Raw genomic sequence first — 23,094 nt, forward strand, 5'->3', positions numbered from 1 at the left:
GGGCGGTCGGGTCAAAGACCGGCCCAGGCTTCCACTTCCTCGACGAAGTGGTGCAGGTCGAGGTAGCGGTTGTACAGCGGTGTCGGCGAGATGCGGATCACGTCGGGCTCGCGCCAGTCGCCGAGCACGCCGACCGTCTGCAGGTATTCGAACAGGCTGCGGCCACGCTCGCGGCCACCGGCCACACGCAGCGAGAGCTGGCAGCCGCGGCGCTCCGGCTCGGACGGCGTCAGCACCTCCAGCACGCCGGACAGGCGCGCACGCACCAACGCATCGAGCATGCCGGTCAGGCGCAGCGATTTGGTCCGCAGCGCGTCGATGCCACCGGCCTTGTCAACCACATCGAGCGCGGCGCGCAGTGGGGCAAGGCCCAGCACCGGCGGATTGCTGAGCTGCCAGCCTTCCGCACCGACCGCAGGCACGAACTGCGGCGCCATCTTGAAGCGGGTCGCTTCTTCGTGGCCCCACCAGCCGGCGAAACGCGGCAGCGTGGCATCGCGGTGGTGGCGTTCGTGCACGAAGCAGCCGGCCACGGCGCCCGGGCCGGCGTTGAGGTACTTGTAATGGCACCACACGGCGAAATCCGGCGCGATGTCGTGCAGCTGCAGCGGCACATTGCCGACCGAATGCGCCAGATCGAATCCGACGCGGGCGCCCTGCAGGCGCGCCATGCGGGTGATGGCGTCCAGATCGAACACCTGGCCACTGCGGTACTGCACGCCGGGCCACAGCACCAGCGCCAGGCGTGGGCCATGCTCGGTGATGGCGCGTTCGATGGCCTGCAGCGAGATCGTGCCGTTGGGCTCGTCGGGCTGCACTTCGATCAGATCGGTATCGGGGTTGAAGCCATGGAAGCGGATCTGCGATTCCACCGCATGCCGATCCGTCGGGAAGGCGCCGGCCTCCATGAGGATGACGGGGCGCTCGACGGTGGGCCGGTAGAAGCTGACCATCATCAGGTGCAGGTTGACGCTGAGGGTGTTCATCGCCACGACTTCGCTGGGCAAGGCGCCGACGACGCGGGCGAGCTGTTCGCTGACCAGGCGGTGGTAGTGCAGCCACTGGGTGTCGCCGGTGAAGTGGCCTTCGACCGCCAGCGAGGCCCATTTGTCCATGACTTCCTGGACGGCGGCACGTGCCCCGCGCGGCTGCAGACCCAGCGAGTTGCCGACGAAGTAGGTCTGGTCGCGATGGTTGTGCTGCGGGAAGACGAATTCGTTGCGCAGGGCGCGCAGCGGGTCGGCGGCGTCCAGGGCAACGGCATGGGTGCGGCTGAGGAGTTCGGACATGGTGCAACCGGCGGTGTCAGTGAGCCGACAGTTTATCCGGGTGGTGGGGGCGTGGGCTGAATCTGGCTTGCGGTGCTGATTTGGCGGGGGCTGGTGATTGGCAGCTGGCGCTCAAGGGACCCAGCGCCAATGCCGAAGCCGACGCCAAAGCCAAAGCCAAAGCCAAAGCCAAAGCGTACGGAGTGACGTTCCAGTGTACGGGCCGGTGTGGGTGGGCCTGCTGGACCCGCCGCAAGTACGTCCATGTAGGCTCGTAGTGCGGCATCCATGCCGCACACGGTCCTGCAGACCCACCCACACCGACCCGCTGACAATTGGCTGGGGCGCGCGGGGAAACGGGGGCGGGGCTACGTCTTTGATTGTGTTGGCGTGCGGCTTGAGAGCTGAGGGCGAGCCAGCAGCGGTGGAGGGTGCATCGACTCGCTACAGCGGCGTCTCTCTGGACGTGATCGAACACAACGGCGGCACTTGCTCCCCCATTTGGCCGGTGTTGGTTTCAACTTTCGAAGCTGCCCCTGACGCAGCAGAGCAGCGGTTGCCGTTGACGCTGCTCTTTCCTTGCAAGCCGGCCCACTCCCAGGCGCCTCAACCGCGGGCTCTAAAGCTCTAAAGCTCTAAAGCTCTCAGGCTTTCAAGTCCTGACGCCCTGGAGCGACCCAGCCATCACCCCTCAACAGCGACCTTCGCAGGCAGCGGATCCACATGCCCGCACGCATCGCACGTGCGCAACGCCAATGACGAGTGATAGCGATCGAACACCTTCGGCAGATCCGTCTCGATGTTCTCCAGCGCGAAAAACTCCTCGTACAACTTGTGATTGCACCGCTCGCAGAACCACATCAACCCATCGCGCTCATGCGCCAGCCGCTTGCGCTCCACCACCAGGCCCACACCGCCTGGCGGGCGGCGCGGCGAATGTGGCACACCGCCCGGCAACAGGAAAATCTCGCCCGCGCGGATCGGAATGTCGCGCACCGCGCCATCCTCCTGCACCTTCAGCGTCATCTCCCCTTCAAGCTGATAGAACCACTCCGGGCCCTCGTCGTAATGGAAATCCGTGCGGCTGTTCGGGCCGCCGACCACCATCACGATGAAATCGCCGTTCTCGATCATCTTGTTGCCGACCGGCGGCTTCAGCAGATGCCGGTTCTCTTCGATCCAAGCGAGCAGGTTGATGGGCGAGGCAAGCATGGGGGATGTCCGTAAAAGGAAGAATCAGTCGCGCCGACCGTGGCGCGGCACGTAGGACAGTGCCTTCTCGTAGGCCGGCTGCAGGTCTTCCGGTGCGCCCACGTCAATGCCCATCTCGCGCACCCGGCCGTCCTTCAGGCTGTATACCCAGCCGTGCACCATCAGCTTCTGGCCGCGTGCCCAGGCATCCTGCACGATCGTGGAGCGGCAGGCGTTGACCACCTGCTCGATCACGTTCAGCTCGCACAGGCGCGCATGCTTCAGCGCCGGATCCTCGATCGCGTCCATGATCGCCGAGTGCTTCTGCGCCACATCGCCGACATGGCGCAGCCAGTTGTCGGCCAGGCCCACGCGCGTGTTGTTCAAGCTGGCGTGCACGCCGCCGCAGCCGTAATGGCCCACGATCAGGATGTGCTTCACCTTCAGCTGATCCACGGCGTACTGGATCACGCTCAGGCAGTTCAGATCGGTATGCACCACCACGTTGGCCACGTTGCGATGCACGAAGACTTCGCCCGGTGCCATGCCGATGATCTGGTTGGCCGGCACGCGCGAATCGGAACAGCCGATCCACAGGTATTCCGGGTGCTGCTGCTTGGCCAGCTGGTGGAAGAACTCCGGGTCTTCTTTCTCGATCCGGTCCGCCCATTCGCGGTTGTTCTGCAGCAGCTTGTGGATGTCTTTCATCGTGCGGGGTCCCTGACGTCGGGTGGGGGCAAGGCGCGGCCAGGGTGGCCGCGTCGTCGCAGGAGCGGGGAAGGTCAATCGGCGGCAGCGCCGCCCTCGCGGCGCCAGCGCATCCACTGCGCCAGCTCGCGAGATGCCGGGGCGTCCAGTGCCGACAGCGCGTCGATCACGCTGGACTGGTTGGCCTCGGGGTGGTTCTGGCTGAGCTTGAGTTTGATCTGCACCTGCGCCGGGCGGAAGCGGAAACCGACGATGCCGCCGAGCATGCGCTGTTGGCGCGGCTCGATCGGCAGCAGCTCCCAGTCGCCACCGACCTGTGCTTCATAGTGCGCGCTCAGGCCGTCCAGCATGGCGATCAGTGCCTCGTCATCGGTGACCGGTTCCAGCACGCCGCGCAGTTCCGCGGCGGCGTAGTTCCAGGTCGGTACGCGCGCCTGCGCAGCCTTATCGGGATACCAGCCAGGCGATACGTAGGCGTGCGGGCCCTGCACCAGCATCAACGCCGGGCCGGCATGGCCGGCTTGCGGATTGGGCTTGGCCCAGTGGCCTTCGATCAGGATGCCGTCGGCATCGCGCCGGTACAGCACCGGCATCCGCGTGGCCTGCGGCAGGCCGTCGGCCCCGGTGGTGACCAGCGTGACGAAGGCATCGCGCGCCAGCAGCCGGTCCAGCCAGATCAGGTCGGTCTCGACGAAGGCGGACGGGATGAACATCGTCGGTTACGCGCGGGCGCCCAGGCTCTGGATCATGCGGCCGTGCAGGGCGTCATCGCTGTCGGCCTGTGGCGGCTGCACTTCATGCAGCGAGAAGCCGCGCACCAGGGCGTCTTCTTCATCCAGACCATCGTAGGCGACGAACTCGGCATCGAACAGCTGCGAGCGCGCGGTGTCTTCGCTGTCATAGCTCAGCGTGTTGCCGTCGCTGTCCAGCACCTCGGCGGTGCCGGCCGGGCGCACGCGCAGGCGGGCCCAGATCAGGGTGTTGCCGAGGCTGGCCAGGAACCACTCGTCGTGGTGGGAAGTGTCGTCGTTCATGTGATTACCATCGAAAGCAGCCAGAGCAGGGCAGCCATGCCCAGTCCAGCAAGAAGCGTAAGCAGGGAGAGCCAGGCCGGCGCGGCCAGGCCGGTCAGCGAGCGGTCGGTGCTCTGGCGATAGTCGCGGCCGAGCAGCCAGCGCAGCGCATCCGGGCGCAGGAACGCGCCCGTGCCGAAACGATCCGCCAGCGCCGGGTGGCGGTCGCGGATGTGGACCAGGGTCAGCGGCCAGAAGATCACGAAGGCACTGAACCCGGCGATCGCCACGCCGACGAAACACAGCGCGAAGAACAGGGTCATGGTTCAGTGCCTCCGTAGGTCGATCAGAATTCGGCGCTGCCCGGTGCGCGCGGGTAGGGGATCGCGTCGCGGATGTTGCTCAGCCCGCAGACGTAGACCACCAGGCGCTCGAAGCCCAGGCCGAAGCCGGCGTGCGGCACCGAACCGTAGCGGCGGAAATCGCGGTACCAGCCGTAATGCGCCGGATCCAGGCCGAACTGCGCCATGCGCGCGTCCAGCACATCCAGGCGCTCTTCGCGCTGGCTGCCGCCGATGATCTCGCCGATGCCCGGGGCCAGCACGTCCATCGCCGCGACGGTCTTGCCGTCATCGTTCAGGCGCATGTAGAACGCCTTGATGTGCTCGGGGTAGTTGGTCACCACCACCGGGCGGCCGATGTGCTCTTCGGTCAGCCAGCGCTCGTGCTCGGTCTGCAGGTCCAGGCCCCATTCGACCGGGAAGTCGAACTTCCGGCCGGAGTTCTGCAGCAGCTTCACCGCTTCGGTGTAGTCGATCTGCTCGAACGGTGCGTTGATGAAACCTTCCAGCTTGGTGATCGCGTTCTTGTCCACGCGCTCGGCCAGGAAGGCCAGGTCGTCGCCACGCTCATCGAGCACCGCGCGGAACAGGTACTTCAGGAACTGCTCGGCCAGGCGTGCGTCTTCGGCCAGATCGGCGAAGGCGATTTCCGGCTCGATCATCCAGAACTCCGCCAGATGACGGGTGGTGTTGGAGTTCTCGGCACGGAAGGTCGGGCCGAAGGTGTAGACCTTGCTCAGCGCCAGGCAGTAGGCCTCGACGTTCAGCTGGCCGGACACGGTCAGGAAGGTTTCCTTGCCGAAGAAGTCGCGGCTGAAATCCACCTCGCCCTTTTCGTTGCGCGGCAGGTTGGCCATGTCCAGGGTCGAGACACGGAACATCTGGCCGGCACCTTCGGCATCGGACGTGGTCACGATCGGGGTGCTGATCCAGTTGAAGCCGTTCTGGTGGAAGAAGCGGTGCACGGCCTGGGCCAGGCAGTTGCGGATGCGGGTGACCGCACCGAACAGGTTCGTGCGGGGGCGCAGGTGCGCCACTTCCCGCAGGAATTCCGGGCTCATCGGCTTGGGCTGGATCGGGTAGGTAAGCGGGTCTTCGACCAGGCCCACGATCTCGATGTCGCTGGCCTGGATCTCGAAGGACTGGCCCTTGCCCTGGGATTTGACCAGGGTGCCGCGGGCGATCACCGAGCAGCCCGGGGTCAGGCTCTTGATGTCGTCGAAGTTGGCCAGGGTGTCATTGGCCACCACCTGGATGGGGGCGAAGCAGGAGCCATCGGTGACATTGACGAAGGCAAGCGCCGCAGAGCCGCGCACCGTGCGGACCCATCCGCGTACTGTTGCCTCGCCGCCTTCCGGGATCTTCCCGGCAAGCGCATGTTCAACGCTGACCACCGTCATGACTTGAATCCTCTGTTGATCGACTCGATCTCTGAACACGGAGTTTAACGGGTGCGGTGTTCGGCTTGCGAGGCATTTCTCGCGTCCCCCGGGGCTGCGCGCCGTGTGAACCGCAGCTGCGGCCGCCGAGGCCGGGCCGCGCCATACCCTCTATAATGATCACGATCCGCTGGAGTTGCCCGTCATGGCCGTAAGCCTTACCCCTGTTGCCTTTGCCCGTGTGCAAAAGTTCGTCGAACAGACCCCCGGTGCGCTGGGCCTGCGTTTCGGCGTGACCCGCACCGGCTGTTCCGGCTGGGGGCACATCACCGATCTGGCCCGCGATGAGCGCGAAGGCGACACCGTTTTCGAGCAGGATGGGGTCCGCATCTATGTGGATGCCACCAGCCTGGCGCTGGTGGACGGCACCGAGATCGACTTCGGCAAGCACGGGCTGAGCGAGACCTTCACGTTCAGGAACCCGAACGCGACCGCCGAATGCGGCTGCGGCGAGAGCTTCACGACCGAGGCCGACAAGGCCTGATCGCCCGCGCGCCGGGCCTGTTCTGCCCGCCCGGCTTGCCTGCAACCCCTTCTGCTGCCACAATGCGCGGCTTCCTGCCTGATTCCGGGCAGGACCCTTGCCCCACCGCGTTCACCTGCGGGGGGCTGTCCGGCCCTCAAAGGGCCACATCCGAAAGGTAAAAACACATGAGTCGTCATTACGAAGTCGTGTTCCTGGTCCATCCGGACCAGAGCGAACAGGTCCCGGCCATGATCGAGCGCTACAAGGCGCTGGTCGAGAACGGCAACGGCACCATCCACCGTCTGGAAGATTGGGGCCGTCGTCAGCTGGCTTACCCGATCCAGAACCTGGTGAAGGCCCACTACGTCATGCTCAACATCGAGTGCGACCAGGCCGTGCTGAGCGAGCTGGTGGAAAGCTTCCGCTTCAACGACGCCGTGCTGCGCAACCTCGTCATCAAGCGTGACGAAGCTGACACCGAGCAGTCGCTGATCATGAAGAGCAAGGACGAGAAGGGTGACAAGCCCGAGCGTGGCGAGCGTCGTCGTCGTGATGACGAAGAAGGTGAAACCACCCCCGCCGCCGCTGACACCGATGCCGGCGATGACGCCGCTTCGGCCGCTTAAGGAGCACTGACATGTCCAAGTTCTTCCGTCGTCGCAAGTTCTGCAAGTTCACGGCCGAAGGTGTCAAGGAGATCGATTACAAGGATCTCAACACCCTGCGCCAGTACCTCACCGAGAACGGCAAGATCGTGCCGAGCCGCGTGACCGGTACCAAGTCGAAGTACCAGCGCCAGCTGGCAACGGCCGTCAAGCGCGCCCGTTTCCTGGCCCTGATTCCGTACACCGACAACCACGACGTCTGATGAAGGCAGGCGGCCTTCCGGCCGCCGCTTTCGCGGATCCTGCCGCCCGCGCTGTAAAGCGTCGGGCGGTTTCCGGATTCGCCGTTCGGATATTCGGACAGCCATCCGCTGCGGGGCCTGAGCCTCGCTAACGAATACATATTTGGAGCTACACCATGAAGCTGATTCTTCTTCAGAAGGTCACCAACCTCGGCGGTCTGGGCGATCTGGTCGACGTGAAGCCGGGCTACGGCCGCAACTTCCTCGTCCCGACCGGCAAGGCCGTTCCGGCCACCGCGACCAACGTGGCGGAGTTCGAAGCCAAGCGCGCTGATTACGAAGCCAAGGCCCAGTCGATCCACGCTGACGCCGAAGCCCGCAAGGCGAAGCTGGAAGGCAAGAGCGTCACGATCGCTGCGAACGCTTCGACCGAAGGCAAGCTGTACGGTTCGGTTGGCCCGCGCGATATCGCCGAAGCCTTCACCGCTGCCGGCCTGCCGCTGGAAAAGAGCGAAGTGATCCTGGGCGAAGGCGCCTTCCGCAACGTGGGCGAGTACGAGGTGACTGTTCACCTGCACGCCGACGTGGAAACCACCGTCAAGGTGGTTGTGGAAGCCGAAAAGGCCTGATCCCTGCCGAAAGGCGGGAGTCACTGAAACGGGCGCCCGCGAGGGTGCCCGTTTTTGTTTGTGGCAACGGCAACGGCAGCGGCAACGGCAACGGCTTGGCGCCTTGATGACATCGGTGGGAGGGCGCCGGGTAGCCTGGGCCGGGACCCGCCGTAAACCCGTCCATGGGGGCTCGAAATGCGCCATCCATGGCGCATTACGGTCCCGGCCCAGGCTACCCGGCACCCTCCAGCCAAATGTCCGGTCCGGGCGGTTGGAAGAGCTGGCGTCCGCCGGCTGGGGCGGGCGGTACCCAAGCCGGCATGCTCCGGGTCCAGGCCCAGGTAGATCCACGACATGCGTGGATGTTCTTGCTTCCCCGTCCCCCAGCCACGCATGGCGTGGCTCTCCCGCGCCGTTCCGACGCACAGACGATGGCGGCTCAGCTCGATTTGAGTCATTCCGCTCGGGTCAGGCCAGGCCAGGTCAATCCAAGGCTGCCATGCCTTGGCTCTCAGCCTGCACGCCAGCCATGTGTCTACGGGATGGCGTGGGTGGGGTTGCGGGACCGTAATGCGCCATGGATGGCGCATTTCGAGCCCCCATGGACGGGTTCACGGCGGGTCCCGCGACCCCACCCACGCCGTCCCGCCACGCACCAACCTGAAATGCCGGTTCTGCTCTGGCTCTGCCTACCGCTACACGGCCACGGCCAACACCAGCCACGCAGCCCGCTGAACACCCGCCCCGTTATACTCAGGCTATCGCGTCGCCCTCGAGGCCATTGAAACCCTGCAACATCAATGGCTTGAAGGGTAAATCCGCTCCGTAATCCACCATGGTGGGGGTCGCTTCAGGCCTTCGCCCGGAAAACCATCACGCCATGCGTCTGTCCACGATCAAGCTGTCCGGATTCAAATCCTTCGTCGATCCGACCACGCTGCACCTGCCGACCAACATGACCGGCGTGGTGGGCCCCAATGGCTGTGGCAAATCCAACATCATCGACGCCGTGCGCTGGGTCATGGGCGAAAGCTCCGCCAGCCGCCTGCGCGGCGACTCGCTGACCGACGTCATCTTCTCCGGCTCCTCCGCCCGTAAGCCCGTCTCGCAGGCCGCCGTCGAACTGATTTTCGACAATACCGACCACACCATCACCGGTGAGTACGCCTCGTTCAACGAGATCTCGGTCAAGCGCACCGTCAGCCGCGACGGCAGCAGCAACTACTACCTCAACGGCACCAAGTGCCGCCGCCGCGACATCACCGATCTGTTTCTCGGCACCGGCCTGGGGCCGCGCAGCTATTCGATCATCGAGCAGGGCATGATCAGCAAGATCATCGAGGCCCGGCCCGAAGATCTGCGTGTGTATCTGGAAGAAGCCGCCGGCATCTCCAAGTACAAGGAGCGCCGCAAGGAAACCGAAACCCGCATCCGGCACACCCGCGAAAACTTGGATCGCCTGGGCGACCTGCGCGAGGAAATCGGCAAGCAGCTCGAGCACCTCAAGCGCCAGGCGCGCCAGGCCGAGCAGTACCAGGCGTTGCAGGAAGAGCGCAAGGTCAAGGATGCCGAGTGGAAGGCGCTGGAGTACCGCGGCCTGGATGGGCGCCTGGGCGGGCTGCGCGAAGCGTTGTCGCGCGAGGAAACGCGCCTGCAGCAGTTGATCGCCGAACAGCGCGACGCCGAAGCGCGCATCGAAACCAGCCGGCTGCGCCGAGAAGAAGCCTCCGATGCGCTCAACACCGCGCAGGCCGAGGTGTACCAGGTCGGCAGCACCCTGGCGCGCCTGGAGCAGCAGATCCAGCATCAGCGCGAGATGTCGCAGCGACTGAACAAGGCGCGCGATGAAGCCCAGCAGGCGCTGGCCGATCTGGGCCAGCACATCAGTGGCGATGAGGCCAAGCTGATGGTGCTGCGCGAGGCGGTCGATGACGCCGAGCCGCGCCTGGAGCAGCTGCAGGAAGAGAACGAAATCAAACAGGAAGCCCTGCGCGATGCCGAGGCGCGCCTGGCCGATTGGCAGCAGCGCTGGGAAAGCCACACCCGCAGCACCTCCGAGGCCTCGCGTGCCGGGGAAGTCGAGCGCACCCGCGTGGACTATCTGGACCGCCAGGTGCTGGAAGCCGACCGTCGCCGCGAGTCGCTGCAGGCCGAACGTGCCGGGCTGGATCTGGACGCATTGGCCGAGGTGTTCGAGGAGCTGCACATCCAGCACGAGACCCAGAAGGCCTCGCTGGACACGCTCAACGAGCAGGTCGAAGAACGCAAACACGCCGTGGCCGGGTTGCAGGATCGCCAGCGCACCGGGCAGACCGAGCTGGCTGAGATCCGCAAGCAGGCCCAGGCCGCACGCGGCCGTTTGTCCTCGCTGGAAACCCTGCAGCAGGCCGCGCTGGGCCAGGAGCAGGGCGCGGCGGTGGCATGGCTGAAGGCGCGGGGGCTGGACTCCGGCGCGCGCGTCGGTGAGCGCCTGACCGTGGAGAGTGGCTGGGAAAACGCCGTGGAAAGCGCGCTCGGTCAGCTGATCGAAGGTGTGCTGGTCGATGCACCGGAAACGCTGGTGGATGCGCTGGGCGAACTCGGCGAAGGCCGCATCGCGCTGGTCTCGGCCGAGCAGGACGCGCTGGACGTCGCGCCGACCTCGTTGGCCGCGAAAGTACAGGGCCCCACCGCGATCCGTCGCCTGCTTGCGCGCCTGCATGCCGCCGAGGATCTCGAGGCCGCGCGTGCACTGCAGGCGACGCTGGGTGAGGGCGATTCGGTCATTACCCGCGGTGGCGAGCGCCTGGGTGAAGGCTGGGTGCGCGTGTCGCGCTCCGGCGCGGCCAAGCAGGGCGCGCTGCTGCGTGAACGCGAGATCGTCACCCTGCGCGAGCAGATTGAAACGTTGCAGGACCGCGAAGCGGCCCTGGAACAGCAGTTGTCCGGTTTCCGTGACCAGTTGCTGGCCGGTGAGCAGCAGCGCGAAGACGCGCAGCGCCAGTTGTATCTGGCGCATCGCAGCGTGTCCGAACTTGGTGGGCAGTTGCAGAGCCAGCAGGGCAAGGTGGAAGCCGCCCGAACCCGCATCGATCGTATCGAAGGCGAACTGGTGCAGCTGCTGGAAACGCTGGATGCCGGCCGTGAGCAGGTGCGTGAAGCACGCGCGCGCCTGGACGATGCGGTCACCAGCATGGGGGATCTGGAATCGGTCCGCGCGGCGCTGGAAGGCGAGCGCCGCCAGCTCACCGATGCGCGCGACCAGGCGCGTGACCAGGCCCGCAACGTACGCGAAGCGGCGCACTCGCTGGCACTGACCCTGGAATCACAGCGGGCGCAGATCGCCTCGCTGAGCCAGGCACTGGAGCGCATGAGCACGCAGCGCGGGCAGCTGGATACGCGCCTGGGCGAACTGCATTCGCAGCTCGACGAAGGCGATTCGCCGGTCAAGACGCTCGAAGCCGAACACCAGAACGCATTGGGTGAGCGCGTGCGTGCCGACCGGGTGCTGGGCGAGGCGCGCACGCTGCTGGATGGCATCGATGCCGAGCTGCGCACGTTTGAACAGACCCGCCATCAGCGCGACGAACAGGCGCTTGCCCAACGCGAGCGGATTTCCCAGCGCAAGCTCGACCAGCAGGCGCTGGTGCTCAGCGCCGACCAGCTGTCGGCCTCGGTGGAGAAGGCCGGCTTCGTGCTGCAGGATGTGATCAACGGCCTGCCCGAGGATGCACGCATCACCGACTGGGAGCAGACGGTCCATCAGATCGACGGCCGCATGCGCCGCCTGGAGCCGGTGAACCTGGCCGCCATCCAGGAATACGGCGAGGCCTCGCAGCGTTCGGAGTATCTGGACGCGCAGAACACCGACCTCACCACCGCGCTGGAAACCCTGGAAGACGCGATCCGCAAGATCGACCGCGAGACCCGCGGCCGCTTCAAGGACACCTTCGACCGGGTCAACGCCGGCGTGCAGCAGCTCTATCCGCGTCTGTTCGGGGGTGGTCACGCCTATCTGGAATTGACAGGTGAAGACCTGCTCGACACCGGTGTTGCGATCATGGCGCGGCCGCCGGGCAAGCGGGTGTCGAGCATCTCGCTGCTGTCCGGTGGCGAGAAGGCGATGACCGCGGTGGCGTTGGTGTTTGCGATCTTCCAGCTCAACCCGGCGCCGTTCTGCCTGCTGGACGAGGTGGACGCGCCACTGGACGAAGCCAACGTCGGCCGCCTGGCCAATATGGTCAAGGAAATGAGCGAGAAGGTTCAGTTCCTGTTTGTGAGCCATAACAAGGCCACGATGGAGGCAGCGCACCAGCTTTCCGGCGTGACCATGCGCGAACCGGGCGTCAGCCGACTGGTCAGTGTCGACCTGGAGGAAGCCGCACGATTGGCGGGCGCGGCGTGACGTGCCATCCTTAAGTACCTGAATGATTTAGCCGGAGAACCTCCCGAATGTCCGACATGGCACTGCTCCGCATCGGCATCCTGGCCGCCGGCCTGCTGTTGATCGCTGCGATCTTCCTGTTTGGCCGTCCGAAAAAGAAAGTGCAGGGCCGCCGCGTCGAGGGTGCCGAAGGCGCCAACGGCCAGCGCCGCGAGCCCGTGCTGGGCGAGGGCGAGAGCCCGGCCGACGGCGCCGCGCCCGTGGTGGGCGAAGACGGCGTGACCCAGCCCGAACTCGGCCTGCCCGAGGTGGAAGCCGGTGCGGCCAGTGACCTTGGCAAGCGCACCACCCAGGATTTCGACAAGATCGTCTCGCTGTTCGTGGCCGCCCGTGCTGGTGAGCAGCTGCGTGGCGAAGACATCGTCGTCGCTGCGGAAAAGACCGGCCTGGTGTTCGGCCACATGAATGTCTTCCACCGTCTGGTCGAAGGCCATCCTGAGCGCGGCCCGATCTTCTCGATGGCCAGCATCATGAAGCCGGGCAGTTTCGACATGGCCAACATCCGCGAGATGGAAACGCCGGCGATCGCCTTCTTCCTGACCCTGCCGGCGCCGCTGACCGCGCTGGACGCCTGGGAAAAGATGCTGCCGACCGTGCAGCGCATGGGCGAACTGCTCGACGGCGTGGTGCTCGATGACAGCCGCAACGCCCTGGGCCGCCAGCGCATCGCGCACATCCGCGACGAGCTGCGCGCCTACGACCGCCAGCACCAGGCCCCGCCGCTCACCAAAGCGCCGCGCTGGTGATCAAGGAGAGCCGACCAACGGTCGGCTCTCCATTTACCCGTTGCGGCTGACCACCGCCTCGAACGCCTCGCGGAACCGCGCCATCTCGGCCTCGGTGCCGACCGTTACCCGCACCCGCTGCGGCCAGATCGGCCAGCTGCGGCCGATGACCACGCCGCGCTTGGCCATCGCTGCGGAAAACGCTGCGCCGTCACGCTGCACATCGACCACGAAACAGTTCGCTTCGGAAGGCATGCAGGTAAAACCGCGCTTGCCCAGCCAGCCGATGGTCTCCTGCCGCACCAGGGAATTCTCCGCGTTGCGCTGCGCGATCAACCCGGGATCGAGCAGGCTCGCCAGCCCGGCGGCCACCGCCGTGACCGGCAACGGGTTGTCGCCCAGGCTGGCCAGTTCCTTCAGCCGATCCGAATGCGCAGCCGCCACGCCCAGGCGCAGTCCGGCCATCCCGTAGAGCTTGGAGAAGGTGCGCAGCACGATCACGTCATCGCGCTGCATCACCTGGGCGATCACCGAGCGTTGTTCGCTGTACTGCAGGTAGGCCTCATCGACCAGCACCCGGGTCTGCGCAGGCGTGTTGGCCAGCAGCCAGGCGATGTCGGCCGTCGGGGTGATCGAGCCGGTGGGATTGTTGGGGTTGCACAGGTACAGCAGGCCGGCATTGACCGTCGCGGCAGCCGCCGCCATCGCACGCATGTCGTGTGCCCCGTCGGCGCGCAGCGGCACCTTGACCACCGTGGCCCCACGCGCAGCGGCAAGATCGCCCAGCGCCTCGAAGGTGGGATCGGCGACCACCAGCCCCGCACCAGGCGAGGTCCAGAGCACTGCCGCCCGGTTCAGTGGCTCGCTGGAGCCCGGATACAGCCGCACGTGATCCTTGCCGATGCCTTCCTGCTGGGCGAACAGATCGCGCAGCTCGCCGGCCAGAGCAAACAGATACCGCCCGCTGCCGGCGACGATGTCGCGTGCCGCGGCCTGCGCGGCAGGCGATGGCCCATAGGGGCACTCGTTGAAGTTCAGCAGCACCGGTCCCGCACTGGCGGGGAGCGCGCGCGACGGCGTGGCCGACGCAGGCAGTACGCCCAGGCCGGACAACGCCAGGCCGGTACCGGCCAGTTGCAGAAACGAGCGACGGGAAGCGGCAAGGGCAGGGCTCACGGTGCACCGGCAAAGAGGGGTTCGACGCAACCTAGCGCCACTGCGAATCGGCGGCAAGCATTCTTCACTGCGCGCAGGAGCGGGGGGAGGGGTAAAATTGAATGCCCCACCAGGATCGCCTTCCGCATGACCCCCAGCCCCGCCGCACGTGCCGACGTCCTGCGCCGCCAGATCGAGGATGCCGGCAAGGCATACCACGAGCGCGACGAGCAGCTGATTCCCGACGTCGAGTACGACCGGCTGGTGCGCGAGCTGGAAGCGATCGAGCAGGCGCACCCCGAGCTCATCACCGCAGACTCGCCCACCCGGCAGGTGGGTGGCAAAGCCTCTTCGCGCTTCGCCGAGGTTCGCCATGCGGTGCCGATGCTGTCGCTGGGCAACGCCTTCAGCGATGAGGAAGTCCAGGATTTCGTGCGCCGCATCGGCGAGCGCCTGCGCCGGCGCACGCTTTACTTCTCCGCCGAACCCAAGCTCGACGGCCTGGCGATCAGCCTGCGCTACGAGAATGGCCGCTTCGTCCAAGGCGCAACCCGGGGTGATGGCGCCACCGGTGAGGATGTCAGTGCCAACCTGCGCCAGATCAGCGTGATCCCGCAGGCGCTCACAGGCGAAGGCTGGCCCGAGGTGTTGGAAGTACGCGGCGAGGTCTACATGGCCCGCGCTGATTTCGAGGCCTACAACGCCGATGCCCGGCTGCATGACGGCAAGGTGCTGGCCAATCCACGCAATGCCGCGGCCGGCTCGCTGCGCCAGCTGGATCCGAAGATGAGCGCCAGGCGCAAGCTCAGTTTCTACGCCTATGGCATCGGCCAGGTCGACGGCGGTGAACTGCCGCCCACCCATTCGGCCACGCTGGCCCAGCTGCGTGCATGGGGCTTCCCGGTCAGCGACCTGTGCCAGGTGGTGGAAGGTGCGGACGGGCTGCTCGCCTATTACCGTGACATTGGCGAGCGCCGCGATGGCCTGGCCTTCGATATCGACGGTGTGGTCTACAAGCTCGATGACCGTGCCGGCCAGGAACAGATGGGCTTCGTCGCGCGTGCTCCGCGCTGGGCGATCGCACACAAGTTCCCGGCACAGGAGCAGACCACCACGGTGGAGGCGATCGAGATCCAGATCGGCCGGACCGGCGCGGCGACCCCGGTGGCGCGGCTGGCACCGGTGGCCGTGGCCGGCGTGATCGTGTCCAACGCGACGCTGCACAACGCCGATCAGATCGCGCGTCTGGATGTACGTGTCGGCGATACGGTGATCGTGCGCCGCGCCGGCGATGTGATCCCGGAAGTGGTCAGCGTCATCGCCGATCGCCGCCCCGCCGGTACCACGCCGTGGCAGATGCCCTCGCAGTGCCCCGTATGCGGTTCGGAGATCGTCCGCGAAGAGGGCGAGGCCGCCTGGCGCTGCTCGGGTGAGTTGAGCTGCCCGGCGCAGCGCAAGGAAGCCATCGCGCACTTCGCCTCGCGCCGTGCGATGGATATCGACGGGTTGGGCGGGAAGTACATCGAGACGCTGGTCGATGCCGGCATCGTGCGCGGCGTGGCGGATCTGTACCGCCTGCAGCGCGATCAACTGCTGCAGCTCAAGCTGGTGCTGGATGCCGAGTCGCCCGAGGCGCTGGCCAGCCAGATCGGCCTGCATCTGCCGCCGGAAGGCAGCGGTGACTATCTGCGCGGTCTGCTCAAGCTGGATGGCAGCGATGCGGGATGGCGCGCGCAGGCGCTGGCGATGCCGACCACGTTCACCTGGAACACGAAAAAGATCGCCACCAAGTGGGCCGACAACCTGATCGCCGCCATCGACGCCAGCCGCACCACCACGCTGGAGCGCTTGTTGTTCGCGCTGGGCATCGAGCACGTAGGCGAAAGCACCGCCAAGGCCCTGGCCACCTGGTTCGGCGATCTGCAGCTGATCCGCCACCTGCCGTGGCCGCTGTTCAAGCGCGTGCCCGATATTGGCGGCGAAGTCGCGCGCTCGCTCGGCCACTTCTTCGAGCAGGCCGGCAACCAGGAGGCGATCGATGCCTTGCTGCAGGTCGGTCAGGTACGAATCAGCGATGTGCACCCGCCGATCGCCAAGCTGCGCGAGGGTCTGGATTTCGCGCAGTTGCTGGTCGAGGCGGAGATTCCGGGCATCACCCGCCTGCGCGCCGAGAAGCTGGTCGCCATGCTGCCGGACGCTGCCGCGGTGCTGGATGCCGAGCCGGTGCGCTTTGTGGCCGCCGGCCTGCCCAACGAGGTGGCCATGGGCCTGGCCGACTGGCTGGACAGCGAGGGCCATGGGCCGATGCTGCTCAAGGCCGAGGATTACCGCCAGAAACTGCTGGCGCTGGCGCCGGAACAGGCCGAGCAGGCAGCAGGTCCGCTGGAGGGTCAGACCGCTGTGCTGACCGGGACGTTGTCGCAGATGAATCGCGATGAGGCCAAGGCGCGCCTGGAAGCACTGGGTGCCAAGGTGGCCGGCAGTGTCTCCAAGAAGACCTCGTTCGTGGTGGCGGGTGCCGAGGCCGGGTCCAAGCTGACCAAGGCACAGGAACTGGGCGTGCCGGTCTGGGATGAAGACCAGCTGGTCGCTTTCCTCGCGAAGTATTGAACAAGAGAGATCGCATGCAGACCATTCCCCTTGATTTCCGTCTGGCCACCGTGGCTGACACCGCGTTGTTGATCGGGCTGATGCGCGATTTCTACGCCGAGGACAAACTCGATTTCGACGACACCCGCGTGCGCACTGCCTTGGCCGCACTGCTGGAAGATCCGCGCAATGGCGAAGTGTTGTTGTGGCTGGACGAGGCGGGCACGGTGGTGGGCTACGGTGCCCTGGCGATGGGCTTCAGCCTGGAGCAGGGCGGTCACTTCGCGCTGCTGGACGAGCTCTACCTGGCCCATGCCGCGCGCGGCCGCGGGCGCGGCAAGCAGGCGCTGGCGATTCTGGAGCAGCGTGCCAATGCGCGGGGCGTGGAACGCATGCGCCTGGAAGTGAACCACCACAACGAACTGGCGCGCCGGTTGTACCTGGCCACCGGCTATGTGGATGACACCCGCGATCTGTTGACGCTGCCGTTGGCCCAGCGCCTGAAGGACGCGCGCGCATGATCGCCGCGCTGCGCCAGCGAGCCGCGCTCAACGCGCTGATCCGCAGCTTCTTCGCCGCGCGCGATGTCCTGGAGGTGGAAACGCCGATCCTCTCCGCCGCCGGCAATACCGAGCCGAACATCGACAGCTTCCACACCCGTTTCAGTGGGCACGTGGATGCAGGCACGCCGCAGCGATGGCTGCGCACCTCGCCGGAGTTTCCCCTCAAACGGCTGCTCGCCGCCGGGGTGGGGGACTGTTACGAACTCGGCCGCGTGTTCCGTAATGGCGAGGCCGGTGGCCGCCACAACCCCGAGTTCACCATGCTGGAGTGGTACCGGGTCGGCTGGGATCACCGCCGCTTGATGGGCGAGACCGCCGAGCTGGTGCGCGCCGCGCTGCACCTGGTCCAGCGCGAGGCCACGTTGGAGGTCATCGATTACCGCGGTCTCTACCAGCGGCATATCGGGCTGGACCCGTTCCAGGCCAGCCTGGAACAGCTGCAGGCGCCGCTGGCCGAGATCCGCATCGATGCCGATGGGCTCACCCGCGACGACTGGCTCGATCTACTGATGACCCACTGCATCCAGCCGCACTTCCGTGACGACACGATGACGGTGGTGCACGACTGGCCGGCCACCCAGGCGGCACTGGCGAGGATCCGCCCCGGCACGCCCGCGTTGGCCGAGCGTTTCGAGCTCTACTTGGGCAATGTGGAGCTGGCCAACGGCTATCACGAGCTGAACGATGCGGCTGAACAACGCGCTCGCTTCGAGCGCGACCATGCGATACGCACCGCACGTGGCGATGTGCTGCCCCCGGTGGATGAACACCTGCTCGCGGCCTTGCCGGAACTGCCCGATTGCGCGGGTGTCGCGGTCGGTGTGGACCGCTTGTTGATGGCGATGAACCGCACCGGCCGGATCGCCGATGTACTGGCCCTGGATTTCGCCCACGCTTGAGGCGTTTTGACGCATTCGCGTCTTGCGCGGCCTGCATGATGATGCTCTGATCACACCGGATGTCCGAAGGTGGTCAGGTGATCGTTCAGGCGTGGCAGGGATCGAGTTGATGAAGCTGTTGGTAGGCGCGGGCATGCCCTTGTGGCCGGTGTTGCTGTGGACTGCGCTGATGCCGGAGACGGCCCTCGCGCAGGCGGGCGGCTACGCCGGCGAAGTGGTGCGCTGCGAATCGCGCGATATGGGATGGGTGCACTGCGATATTCCCACCGAGCGCGGCGTGGATCTGATCCGTCAGCTCTCCGACAACAGTTGTGTGCGTGGCTCGGAGTGGGGCACCGATCGCTCCGGCGTCTGGGTCACGCTGGGCTGCCGCGCCGAGTTCCGCGCACGCACGGCCGTGGCGGCGACCCGCAGCGATGGAGAGCGTCGCACGCGCCGCGTCGTGCGCTGCGAATCCAATGGCCGCCCGCAGAGTTGTCCGGTGGTGTTGCAGGGTGCGCCGGTGCGTCTGCTTCGCCAGCTCACCTCGCTGCCCTGCCGCGAAGGCCACAGCTGGGGCTACCGCCGCAACGAGATCTGGGTGACCCGCGGTTGCCAGGGCGAGTTCGAGGTCGGTGCCGCCGATGGCAGCGGCTTCCTCAACGTGCCGCGCATTCTCGTCTGCGAATCCAAATCCCGTCAGCGCCGCTTCTGTGGTGCCGGGATCACCCACGGTGCCACGCTCAACAAGCAGCTCTCCGGCACGCCCTGCGAGCAGGGCAGCAGCTGGGGCTGGGACAGCCGCGGGGTGTGGGTGGACAAGGGCTGCCGCGCCGAGTTCGCGGTCAACTGAGCACGCGATTCCGCCCGCATCGGCGCGCCGCTACAATGGCCCGATGAACGCATCCACCGACATCGACTACGCCCGTTACGACCATATCCGCCCGATCCTGTGGACCGGCGATACCCTGCAACTGCTCGACCAGCGCAAGCTGCCGTTCGTGGTGGAGCACGTGGAATGCCGCGACAGTGACGCCGTGGCCGAGGCCATTCACGCGCTCACCGTACGCGGCGCGCCGGCCATCGGCATTGCCGCCGCCTGGGGCGTGGTGCTGGCGGCCAACGAGGTCCAGGCCGATGATGGCGCCCAGGCGCTGCTGAAGCTGGAACCGGCCCTCCAGCGCCTCAATGCCTCCCGCCCGACCGCCGTGAATCTGGCCTGGGCGCTGGCCCGGATGCGCCGCGCGCTGGGCCCGGCCGGTGCCGACTGGCGTGAGCTGCTGGCCGCCGAGGCCCAGGCGATCGCCGAGGAGGACCTGGCCGCCAACCGTCACATGGGCGCGCTGGGCGCTGGCTTGATCGAGGCGGGCAGCGGCGTGCTGACCCATTGCAACACCGGCTCGCTGGCCACCGCCGGGTTCGGCACCGCGCTGGGCGTGATCCGCGCCGGCATGGCCCAGCACCGCATCGCCAAGGTCTTCGCCGGGGAAACCCGGCCGTGGCTGCAGGGCGCGCGCCTGACCGTCTGGGAGCTGCAGCAGGATGGCATCGATGCCACCCTGATCGCCGATTCGGCGGCCTCGCACCTGATGAAGACCGGCGCGGTGCAGTGGGTGATCGTTGGCGCCGACCGCATCTGCGCCAACGGCGACACCGCCAACAAGATCGGCACCTACCAGCTGGCCATCGCCGCCCGCCACCACGGCGTGAAGTTCATGGTGGTGGCGCCGTCCTCCACGGTGGATATGGACACCGCCGACGGCGAGCAGATCGAGATCGAGCAGCGTGACCCGGGCGAGCTGTACGGCGTGGGCGGCACCCGCACCGTGGCCGAGGGCATCGCCGCCTGGAACCCGGTGTTCGATGTCACCCCGGGCAGCCTGATCGATGCCATCGTGACCGAGCGCGGGGTGATCCTGAACCCGACCACGGCGAACATGCAGGCCGCGTTCGGGGGGGAATGGGCGGGCGTGGCTCGGCAGGGCTCCGGCCCGGGCGCCCGTCGGCCGGCAACGCTCCCGTAAGTTCCTGATTCTTGCCGGTAAAACCCCCGTAAAAGCGGGCGGGAAATGGCCTGCTGTGGTAGAATCCAACGGTTAATCGAGATTCCGGCGCAACCGCCCCGAAAGGGCGGTCGTGACGGACTGGACCGCTACCAGACAACGGAACCCGAATGGCAGAAACCGCCAAGGAAATCATCCAGGTCAACCTGGAAGACGAGATGCGCAAGAGTTACCTCGATTACGCGATGAGCGTGATCGTGGGGCGCGCACTCCCGGATGCGCGCGATGGCCTCAAGCCGGTGCATCGCCGCGTGCTGTTCGCGATGAGTGAACTCAACGCGCACGCCAACAAGCCTTACTTCAAGTCGGCGCGTATCGTCGGTGACGTCATCGGTAAGTACCACCCGCATGGCGATCAGTCGGTGTACGACACGCTGGTGCGTCTGGCGCAGCCGTTCTCGCTGCGTTACATGCTGGTCGATGGCCAGGGTAACTTCGGTTCGGTCGACGGCGACTCCGCCGCCGCGATGCGATACACCGAAGCCCGCATGTCCAAGCTCACCCATGAGCTGATGGCGGACATCGAGAAGGAAACGGTCGATTTCCAGCCCAACTACGACGAGAAGGAACTGGAACCGACGGTCATGCCGACCCGGTTCCCGAACCTGCTGGTCAATGGTTCGGCCGGTATCGCGGTGGGCATGGCGACCAACATCCCGCCGCACAACCTGACCGAATCGATCAACGCCTGCATCGCGCTGATCGACAATCCCGAGATCGACGTCGATGGCCTGATGGAGTTCATCCCGGGCCCGGACTTCCCGACCGCAGGCATCATCAACGGCACCGCCGGCATCGTTGCCGGGTACCGGACCGGTCGTGGCCGTGTGCGCATTCGCGCCAAGGCCGAGGTCGAAGTGGCCGACAACGGCCGCGAATCGATCATCGTGACCGAGATCCCGTACCAGGTGAACAAGGCCCGGTTGATCGAGAAGATCGCCGAGCTGGTCAAGGAAAAGAAGCTCGAAGGCATCAGCGAACTGCGCGATGAGTCCGACAAGGACGGCATGCGCATCTTCATCGAGATCAAGCGTGGCGAGTCGGCGGAAGTTGTGTTGAACAACCTCTACCAGCAGACCCAGATGGAGTCGGTGTTCGGCATCAACATGGTGGCGCTGGTCGATGGCCGCCCGCAGTTGATGAACCTCAAGCAGATGCTCGAGGCCTTCGTGCGCCACCGCCGCGAAGTGGTCACCCGCCGCACCGTGTTCGAGCTGCGCAAGGCGCGTGCCCGTGCGCACGTGCTGGAAGGCCTGACCGTCGCGCTGGCCAACATCGACGAGATGATCGAACTGATCAAGACCTCGCCGAACCCCACCGAGGCGCGCGAACGCATGCTCGCCCGTCTGTGGGAGCCGGGCCTGGTCGGCTCGATGCTGGGCGCCGCCGGTGCCGAAGCGTCGCGTCCGGATGATCTGCCCAAGGGTGTGGGCCTGCTCGAGGGCGGCTACCAGCTGACCGAGATCCAGGCGACCCAGATCCTGGAAATGCGCCTGCACCGCCTGACCGGGCTGGAGCAGGACCGCCTGACCGACGAGTACAAGCAGCTGCTGGAAGTGATCGCCGGGTTGATCGAAATCCTGGAAGATCCCGACCGTCTGCTGCAGGTCATCCGCGAAGAGCTGATCAACGTGCGTACCGAGTTCGGTGACGAACGCCGCACCGAAATCCGCCACAGCGAAGAAGACCTGGACATCCTCGACCTGATCGCCCCGGAAGACGTGGTGGTCACCCTGTCGCACGCCGGCTATGCCAAGCGCCAGCCGGTCAGTGCCTATCGGGCCCAGCGCCGCGGTGGCCGTGGCCGCAGCGCGGCGTCGACCAAGGAAGAGGATTTCATCGAACAGCTGTGGCTGGTCAACACGCACGATACGTTGCTGACCTTCACCAGCGCAGGCAAGGTGTTCTGGCTGCCGGTGCATCAGCTGCCGGAAGCCGGTTCCAACGCCCGTGGCCGCCCGATCATCAACTGGATTCCGCTGGAAGCCGGTGAGCGGGTGCAGGCCGTGCTACCGGTGCGTGAGTATGCCGAAGGCCAGTTCGTGTTCTTCGCTACCCGCAACGGTACCGTCAAGAAGACCCCACTCAGCGAGTTCGCGTTCCGTCTGGCACGCGGCAAGATCGCGATCAACCTCGATGAGGGGGACGCACTGGTCGGCGTCGGCCTGACCGACGGTGAGCGCGACATCCTGCTGTTCGCCTCCAACGGCAAGACCGTGCGCTTCGGTGAGGACAAGGTCCGCTCGATGGGCCGTACCGCTACCGGCGTGCGCGGCATCAAGATGCCCAAGGGCGAGGAAGTGGTCAGTCTGATCGTGGCCGAGAGTGCGGGCGGCAGTGAAGACGAGAACGAGGATGAGAGCCAGGTCGACGAGACCGTGATCGACAGCGGTGATGCCGTGATCGAGAACGGGGCTGACGACGACAATGCGCTGTACATCCTGACCGCGACCGAGAACGGCTACGGCAAGCGCACCCCGCTGCCGGATTACCCGCGCAAGGGCCGTGGCACCCAAGGCGTGATCGGCATCCAGACCACCGAGCGCAACGGCAAGCTGGTGCGTGCGGTGCTGATGGGGCCGCGCGACGAAGTGCTGCTGATTTCCGATGGTGGCACCCTGGTGCGGACCCGTGGTTCGGAAATCTCGCGCGTCGGCCGCAACACCCAGGGCGTGACCCTGATCCGTCTGTCCAAGGAAGAGAAGCTCCAGGCCGTTGAACGCATGGACGCTTCGCTGGACGAGGGTGTGGAAGAAGAGGCACCGGCAGCCGTCGAGGCCAGCCCGGTGGTGGCACCGCCGGAGGCGTAAGCCT

At 66.3% G+C, this 23,094-nt stretch carries 19 protein-coding genes and 1 pseudogene; 12 read left to right on the plus strand and 8 right to left on the minus strand.

The features are described from left to right. Nucleotides 1-11: 11 nt before the first annotated feature. From kynU to asnS, 7 genes are all read right to left on the minus strand, one after another. Nucleotides 12-1,289 (minus strand): kynureninase, encoded by a 1,278-nt coding sequence (gene kynU / locus ABE472_RS06510; RefSeq protein WP_346465913.1) that lies wholly within the window; start codon nt 1,287-1,289, stop codon nt 12-14. A gap of 663 nt (nt 1,290-1,952) precedes the next feature. Further along, nucleotides 1,953-2,480: a 3-hydroxyanthranilate 3,4-dioxygenase gene (locus tag ABE472_RS06515; protein WP_313218790.1), complete on the minus strand. Its 528-nt coding sequence runs from the start codon at nt 2,478-2,480 to the stop codon at nt 1,953-1,955. A 24-nt stretch (nt 2,481-2,504) separates the two neighbouring features. Next, complete coding sequence (can, locus tag ABE472_RS06520; RefSeq protein ID WP_121037857.1) at nt 2,505-3,167, minus strand: carbonate dehydratase; 663 nt, start codon at nt 3,165-3,167, stop codon at nt 2,505-2,507. 74 nt (nt 3,168-3,241) lie between these two features. Continuing rightward, a complete protein-coding gene (locus ABE472_RS06525) occupies nt 3,242-3,880 on the minus strand; it encodes an FMN-binding negative transcriptional regulator (RefSeq protein WP_346465914.1) in 639 nt (212 codons plus the stop codon). Between the two features lie 6 nt (nt 3,881-3,886). Then, complete coding sequence (locus tag ABE472_RS06530; protein WP_046273331.1) at nt 3,887-4,201, minus strand: hypothetical protein; 315 nt, start codon at nt 4,199-4,201, stop codon at nt 3,887-3,889. After that, nucleotides 4,198-4,503, minus strand: a complete 306-nt coding sequence (locus ABE472_RS06535) for a hypothetical protein (RefSeq protein WP_102787980.1) — start codon at nt 4,501-4,503, stop codon at nt 4,198-4,200. The genes ABE472_RS06530 and ABE472_RS06535 overlap by 4 nt, the downstream gene beginning before the upstream one ends. Before the next feature lie 23 nt (nt 4,504-4,526). Continuing rightward, on the minus strand, nt 4,527-5,921 hold the full coding sequence (asnS, locus tag ABE472_RS06540; protein WP_313210690.1) for an asparagine--tRNA ligase: 1,395 nt from the start codon (nt 5,919-5,921) through the stop codon (nt 4,527-4,529). Between the two features lie 184 nt (nt 5,922-6,105). On the opposite strand from asnS, the gene ABE472_RS06545 reads away from it, so the two are divergent. The 6 genes from ABE472_RS06545 to zipA all read left to right on the plus strand — a co-directional run bounded on the left by ABE472_RS06545 (nt 6,106) and on the right by zipA (nt 13,053). Further along, entirely contained in the window at nt 6,106-6,444 is a 339-nt protein-coding gene (locus tag ABE472_RS06545; protein ID WP_313210692.1) for an iron-sulfur cluster assembly accessory protein, read from the plus strand. Between the two features lie 167 nt (nt 6,445-6,611). Further along, a complete protein-coding gene (gene rpsF, locus ABE472_RS06550; RefSeq protein WP_088434172.1) occupies nt 6,612-7,052 on the plus strand; it encodes a 30S ribosomal protein S6 in 441 nt (146 codons plus the stop codon). A gap of 11 nt (nt 7,053-7,063) precedes the next feature. Continuing rightward, nucleotides 7,064-7,294, plus strand: coding sequence for a 30S ribosomal protein S18 (gene rpsR, locus ABE472_RS06555; protein ID WP_002804494.1), 231 nt, complete (start codon nt 7,064-7,066; stop codon nt 7,292-7,294). Between the two features lie 155 nt (nt 7,295-7,449). Next, a complete protein-coding gene (gene rplI, locus ABE472_RS06560) occupies nt 7,450-7,902 on the plus strand; it encodes a 50S ribosomal protein L9 (RefSeq protein ID WP_123729653.1) in 453 nt (150 codons plus the stop codon). An 862-nt stretch (nt 7,903-8,764) separates the two neighbouring features. Beyond that, on the plus strand, nt 8,765-12,268 hold the full coding sequence (smc, locus tag ABE472_RS06565) for a chromosome segregation protein SMC (RefSeq protein ID WP_313210695.1): 3,504 nt from the start codon (nt 8,765-8,767) through the stop codon (nt 12,266-12,268). Between the two features lie 47 nt (nt 12,269-12,315). Further along, nucleotides 12,316-13,053, plus strand: a complete 738-nt coding sequence (gene zipA / locus ABE472_RS06570; RefSeq protein WP_346465915.1) for a cell division protein ZipA — start codon at nt 12,316-12,318, stop codon at nt 13,051-13,053. A 33-nt stretch (nt 13,054-13,086) separates the two neighbouring features. Here zipA and ABE472_RS06575 read toward each other — a convergent pair whose 3' ends face one another. Next, nucleotides 13,087-14,208, minus strand: a complete 1,122-nt coding sequence (locus tag ABE472_RS06575) for a pyridoxal phosphate-dependent aminotransferase (protein WP_346465916.1) — start codon at nt 14,206-14,208, stop codon at nt 13,087-13,089. 126 nt (nt 14,209-14,334) lie between these two features. Between ABE472_RS06575 and ligA the strand changes: the two genes are divergently transcribed. From ligA to gyrA, 6 genes and pseudogenes are all read left to right on the plus strand, one after another. Then, a complete protein-coding gene (ligA, locus tag ABE472_RS06580; RefSeq protein WP_313218786.1) occupies nt 14,335-16,797 on the plus strand; it encodes an NAD-dependent DNA ligase LigA in 2,463 nt (820 codons plus the stop codon). A 14-nt stretch (nt 16,798-16,811) separates the two neighbouring features. Further along, a complete protein-coding gene (locus tag ABE472_RS06585; protein ID WP_313210703.1) occupies nt 16,812-17,297 on the plus strand; it encodes a GNAT family N-acetyltransferase in 486 nt (161 codons plus the stop codon). Further along, entirely contained in the window at nt 17,294-18,238 is a 945-nt protein-coding gene (gene epmA, locus ABE472_RS06590) for an EF-P lysine aminoacylase EpmA (RefSeq protein ID WP_346465917.1), read from the plus strand. Before ABE472_RS06585 ends, epmA begins: the two co-directional genes overlap by 4 nt. A 109-nt stretch (nt 18,239-18,347) precedes the next feature. Continuing rightward, complete coding sequence (locus ABE472_RS06595) at nt 18,348-19,070, plus strand: DUF3011 domain-containing protein (protein WP_313210707.1); 723 nt, start codon at nt 18,348-18,350, stop codon at nt 19,068-19,070. Between the two features lie 43 nt (nt 19,071-19,113). Further along, nucleotides 19,114-20,172 (plus strand): annotated as a pseudogene (gene mtnA, locus ABE472_RS06600) (S-methyl-5-thioribose-1-phosphate isomerase); the annotation flags it as partial. Nucleotides 20,173-20,390: 218 nt separating this feature from the next. Next, nucleotides 20,391-23,090 carry a DNA gyrase subunit A gene (gyrA, locus tag ABE472_RS06605; RefSeq protein WP_313210711.1) on the plus strand — a complete coding sequence of 900 codons (2,700 nt, stop codon included), beginning with the start codon at nt 20,391-20,393 and terminating at the stop codon, nt 23,088-23,090. The last annotated feature ends 4 nt before the right edge of the window (nt 23,091-23,094 follow it).

Origin of the sequence: Stenotrophomonas sp. TWI809 (assembly GCF_039673205.1) — a bacterium.
Classification (GTDB): Bacteria; Pseudomonadota; Gammaproteobacteria; order Xanthomonadales; family Xanthomonadaceae; genus Stenotrophomonas.

Excerpts from the sequence above, each read along its gene's own strand:
- ABE472_RS06545 (WP_313210692.1), top strand. The coding sequence starts at position 6,106 with ATGGCCGTAAGCCTTACCCCTGTTGCCTTTGCCCGTGTGCAAAAGTTC.
- rpsR (WP_002804494.1), top strand. The coding sequence starts at position 7,064 with ATGTCCAAGTTCTTCCGTCGTCGCAAGTTCTGCAAGTTCACGGCCGAA.
- asnS (WP_313210690.1), bottom strand. The coding sequence starts at position 5,921 with ATGACGGTGGTCAGCGTTGAACATGCGCTTGCCGGGAAGATCCCGGAA.
- rplI (WP_123729653.1), top strand. The coding sequence starts at position 7,450 with ATGAAGCTGATTCTTCTTCAGAAGGTCACCAACCTCGGCGGTCTGGGC.
- ABE472_RS06515 (WP_313218790.1), bottom strand. The coding sequence starts at position 2,480 with ATGCTTGCCTCGCCCATCAACCTGCTCGCTTGGATCGAAGAGAACCGG.
- kynU (WP_346465913.1), bottom strand. The coding sequence starts at position 1,289 with ATGTCCGAACTCCTCAGCCGCACCCATGCCGTTGCCCTGGACGCCGCC.
- ABE472_RS06595 (WP_313210707.1), top strand. The coding sequence starts at position 18,348 with ATGAAGCTGTTGGTAGGCGCGGGCATGCCCTTGTGGCCGGTGTTGCTG.
- rpsF (WP_088434172.1), top strand. The coding sequence starts at position 6,612 with ATGAGTCGTCATTACGAAGTCGTGTTCCTGGTCCATCCGGACCAGAGC.
- ABE472_RS06585 (WP_313210703.1), top strand. The coding sequence starts at position 16,812 with ATGCAGACCATTCCCCTTGATTTCCGTCTGGCCACCGTGGCTGACACC.
- ligA (WP_313218786.1), top strand. The coding sequence starts at position 14,335 with ATGACCCCCAGCCCCGCCGCACGTGCCGACGTCCTGCGCCGCCAGATC.
- gyrA (WP_313210711.1), top strand. The coding sequence starts at position 20,391 with ATGGCAGAAACCGCCAAGGAAATCATCCAGGTCAACCTGGAAGACGAG.
- ABE472_RS06535 (WP_102787980.1), bottom strand. The coding sequence starts at position 4,503 with ATGACCCTGTTCTTCGCGCTGTGTTTCGTCGGCGTGGCGATCGCCGGG.
- ABE472_RS06525 (WP_346465914.1), bottom strand. The coding sequence starts at position 3,880 with ATGTTCATCCCGTCCGCCTTCGTCGAGACCGACCTGATCTGGCTGGAC.
- epmA (WP_346465917.1), top strand. The coding sequence starts at position 17,294 with ATGATCGCCGCGCTGCGCCAGCGAGCCGCGCTCAACGCGCTGATCCGC.
- can (WP_121037857.1), bottom strand. The coding sequence starts at position 3,167 with ATGAAAGACATCCACAAGCTGCTGCAGAACAACCGCGAATGGGCGGAC.
- smc (WP_313210695.1), top strand. The coding sequence starts at position 8,765 with ATGCGTCTGTCCACGATCAAGCTGTCCGGATTCAAATCCTTCGTCGAT.
- zipA (WP_346465915.1), top strand. The coding sequence starts at position 12,316 with ATGTCCGACATGGCACTGCTCCGCATCGGCATCCTGGCCGCCGGCCTG.
- ABE472_RS06530 (WP_046273331.1), bottom strand. The coding sequence starts at position 4,201 with ATGAACGACGACACTTCCCACCACGACGAGTGGTTCCTGGCCAGCCTC.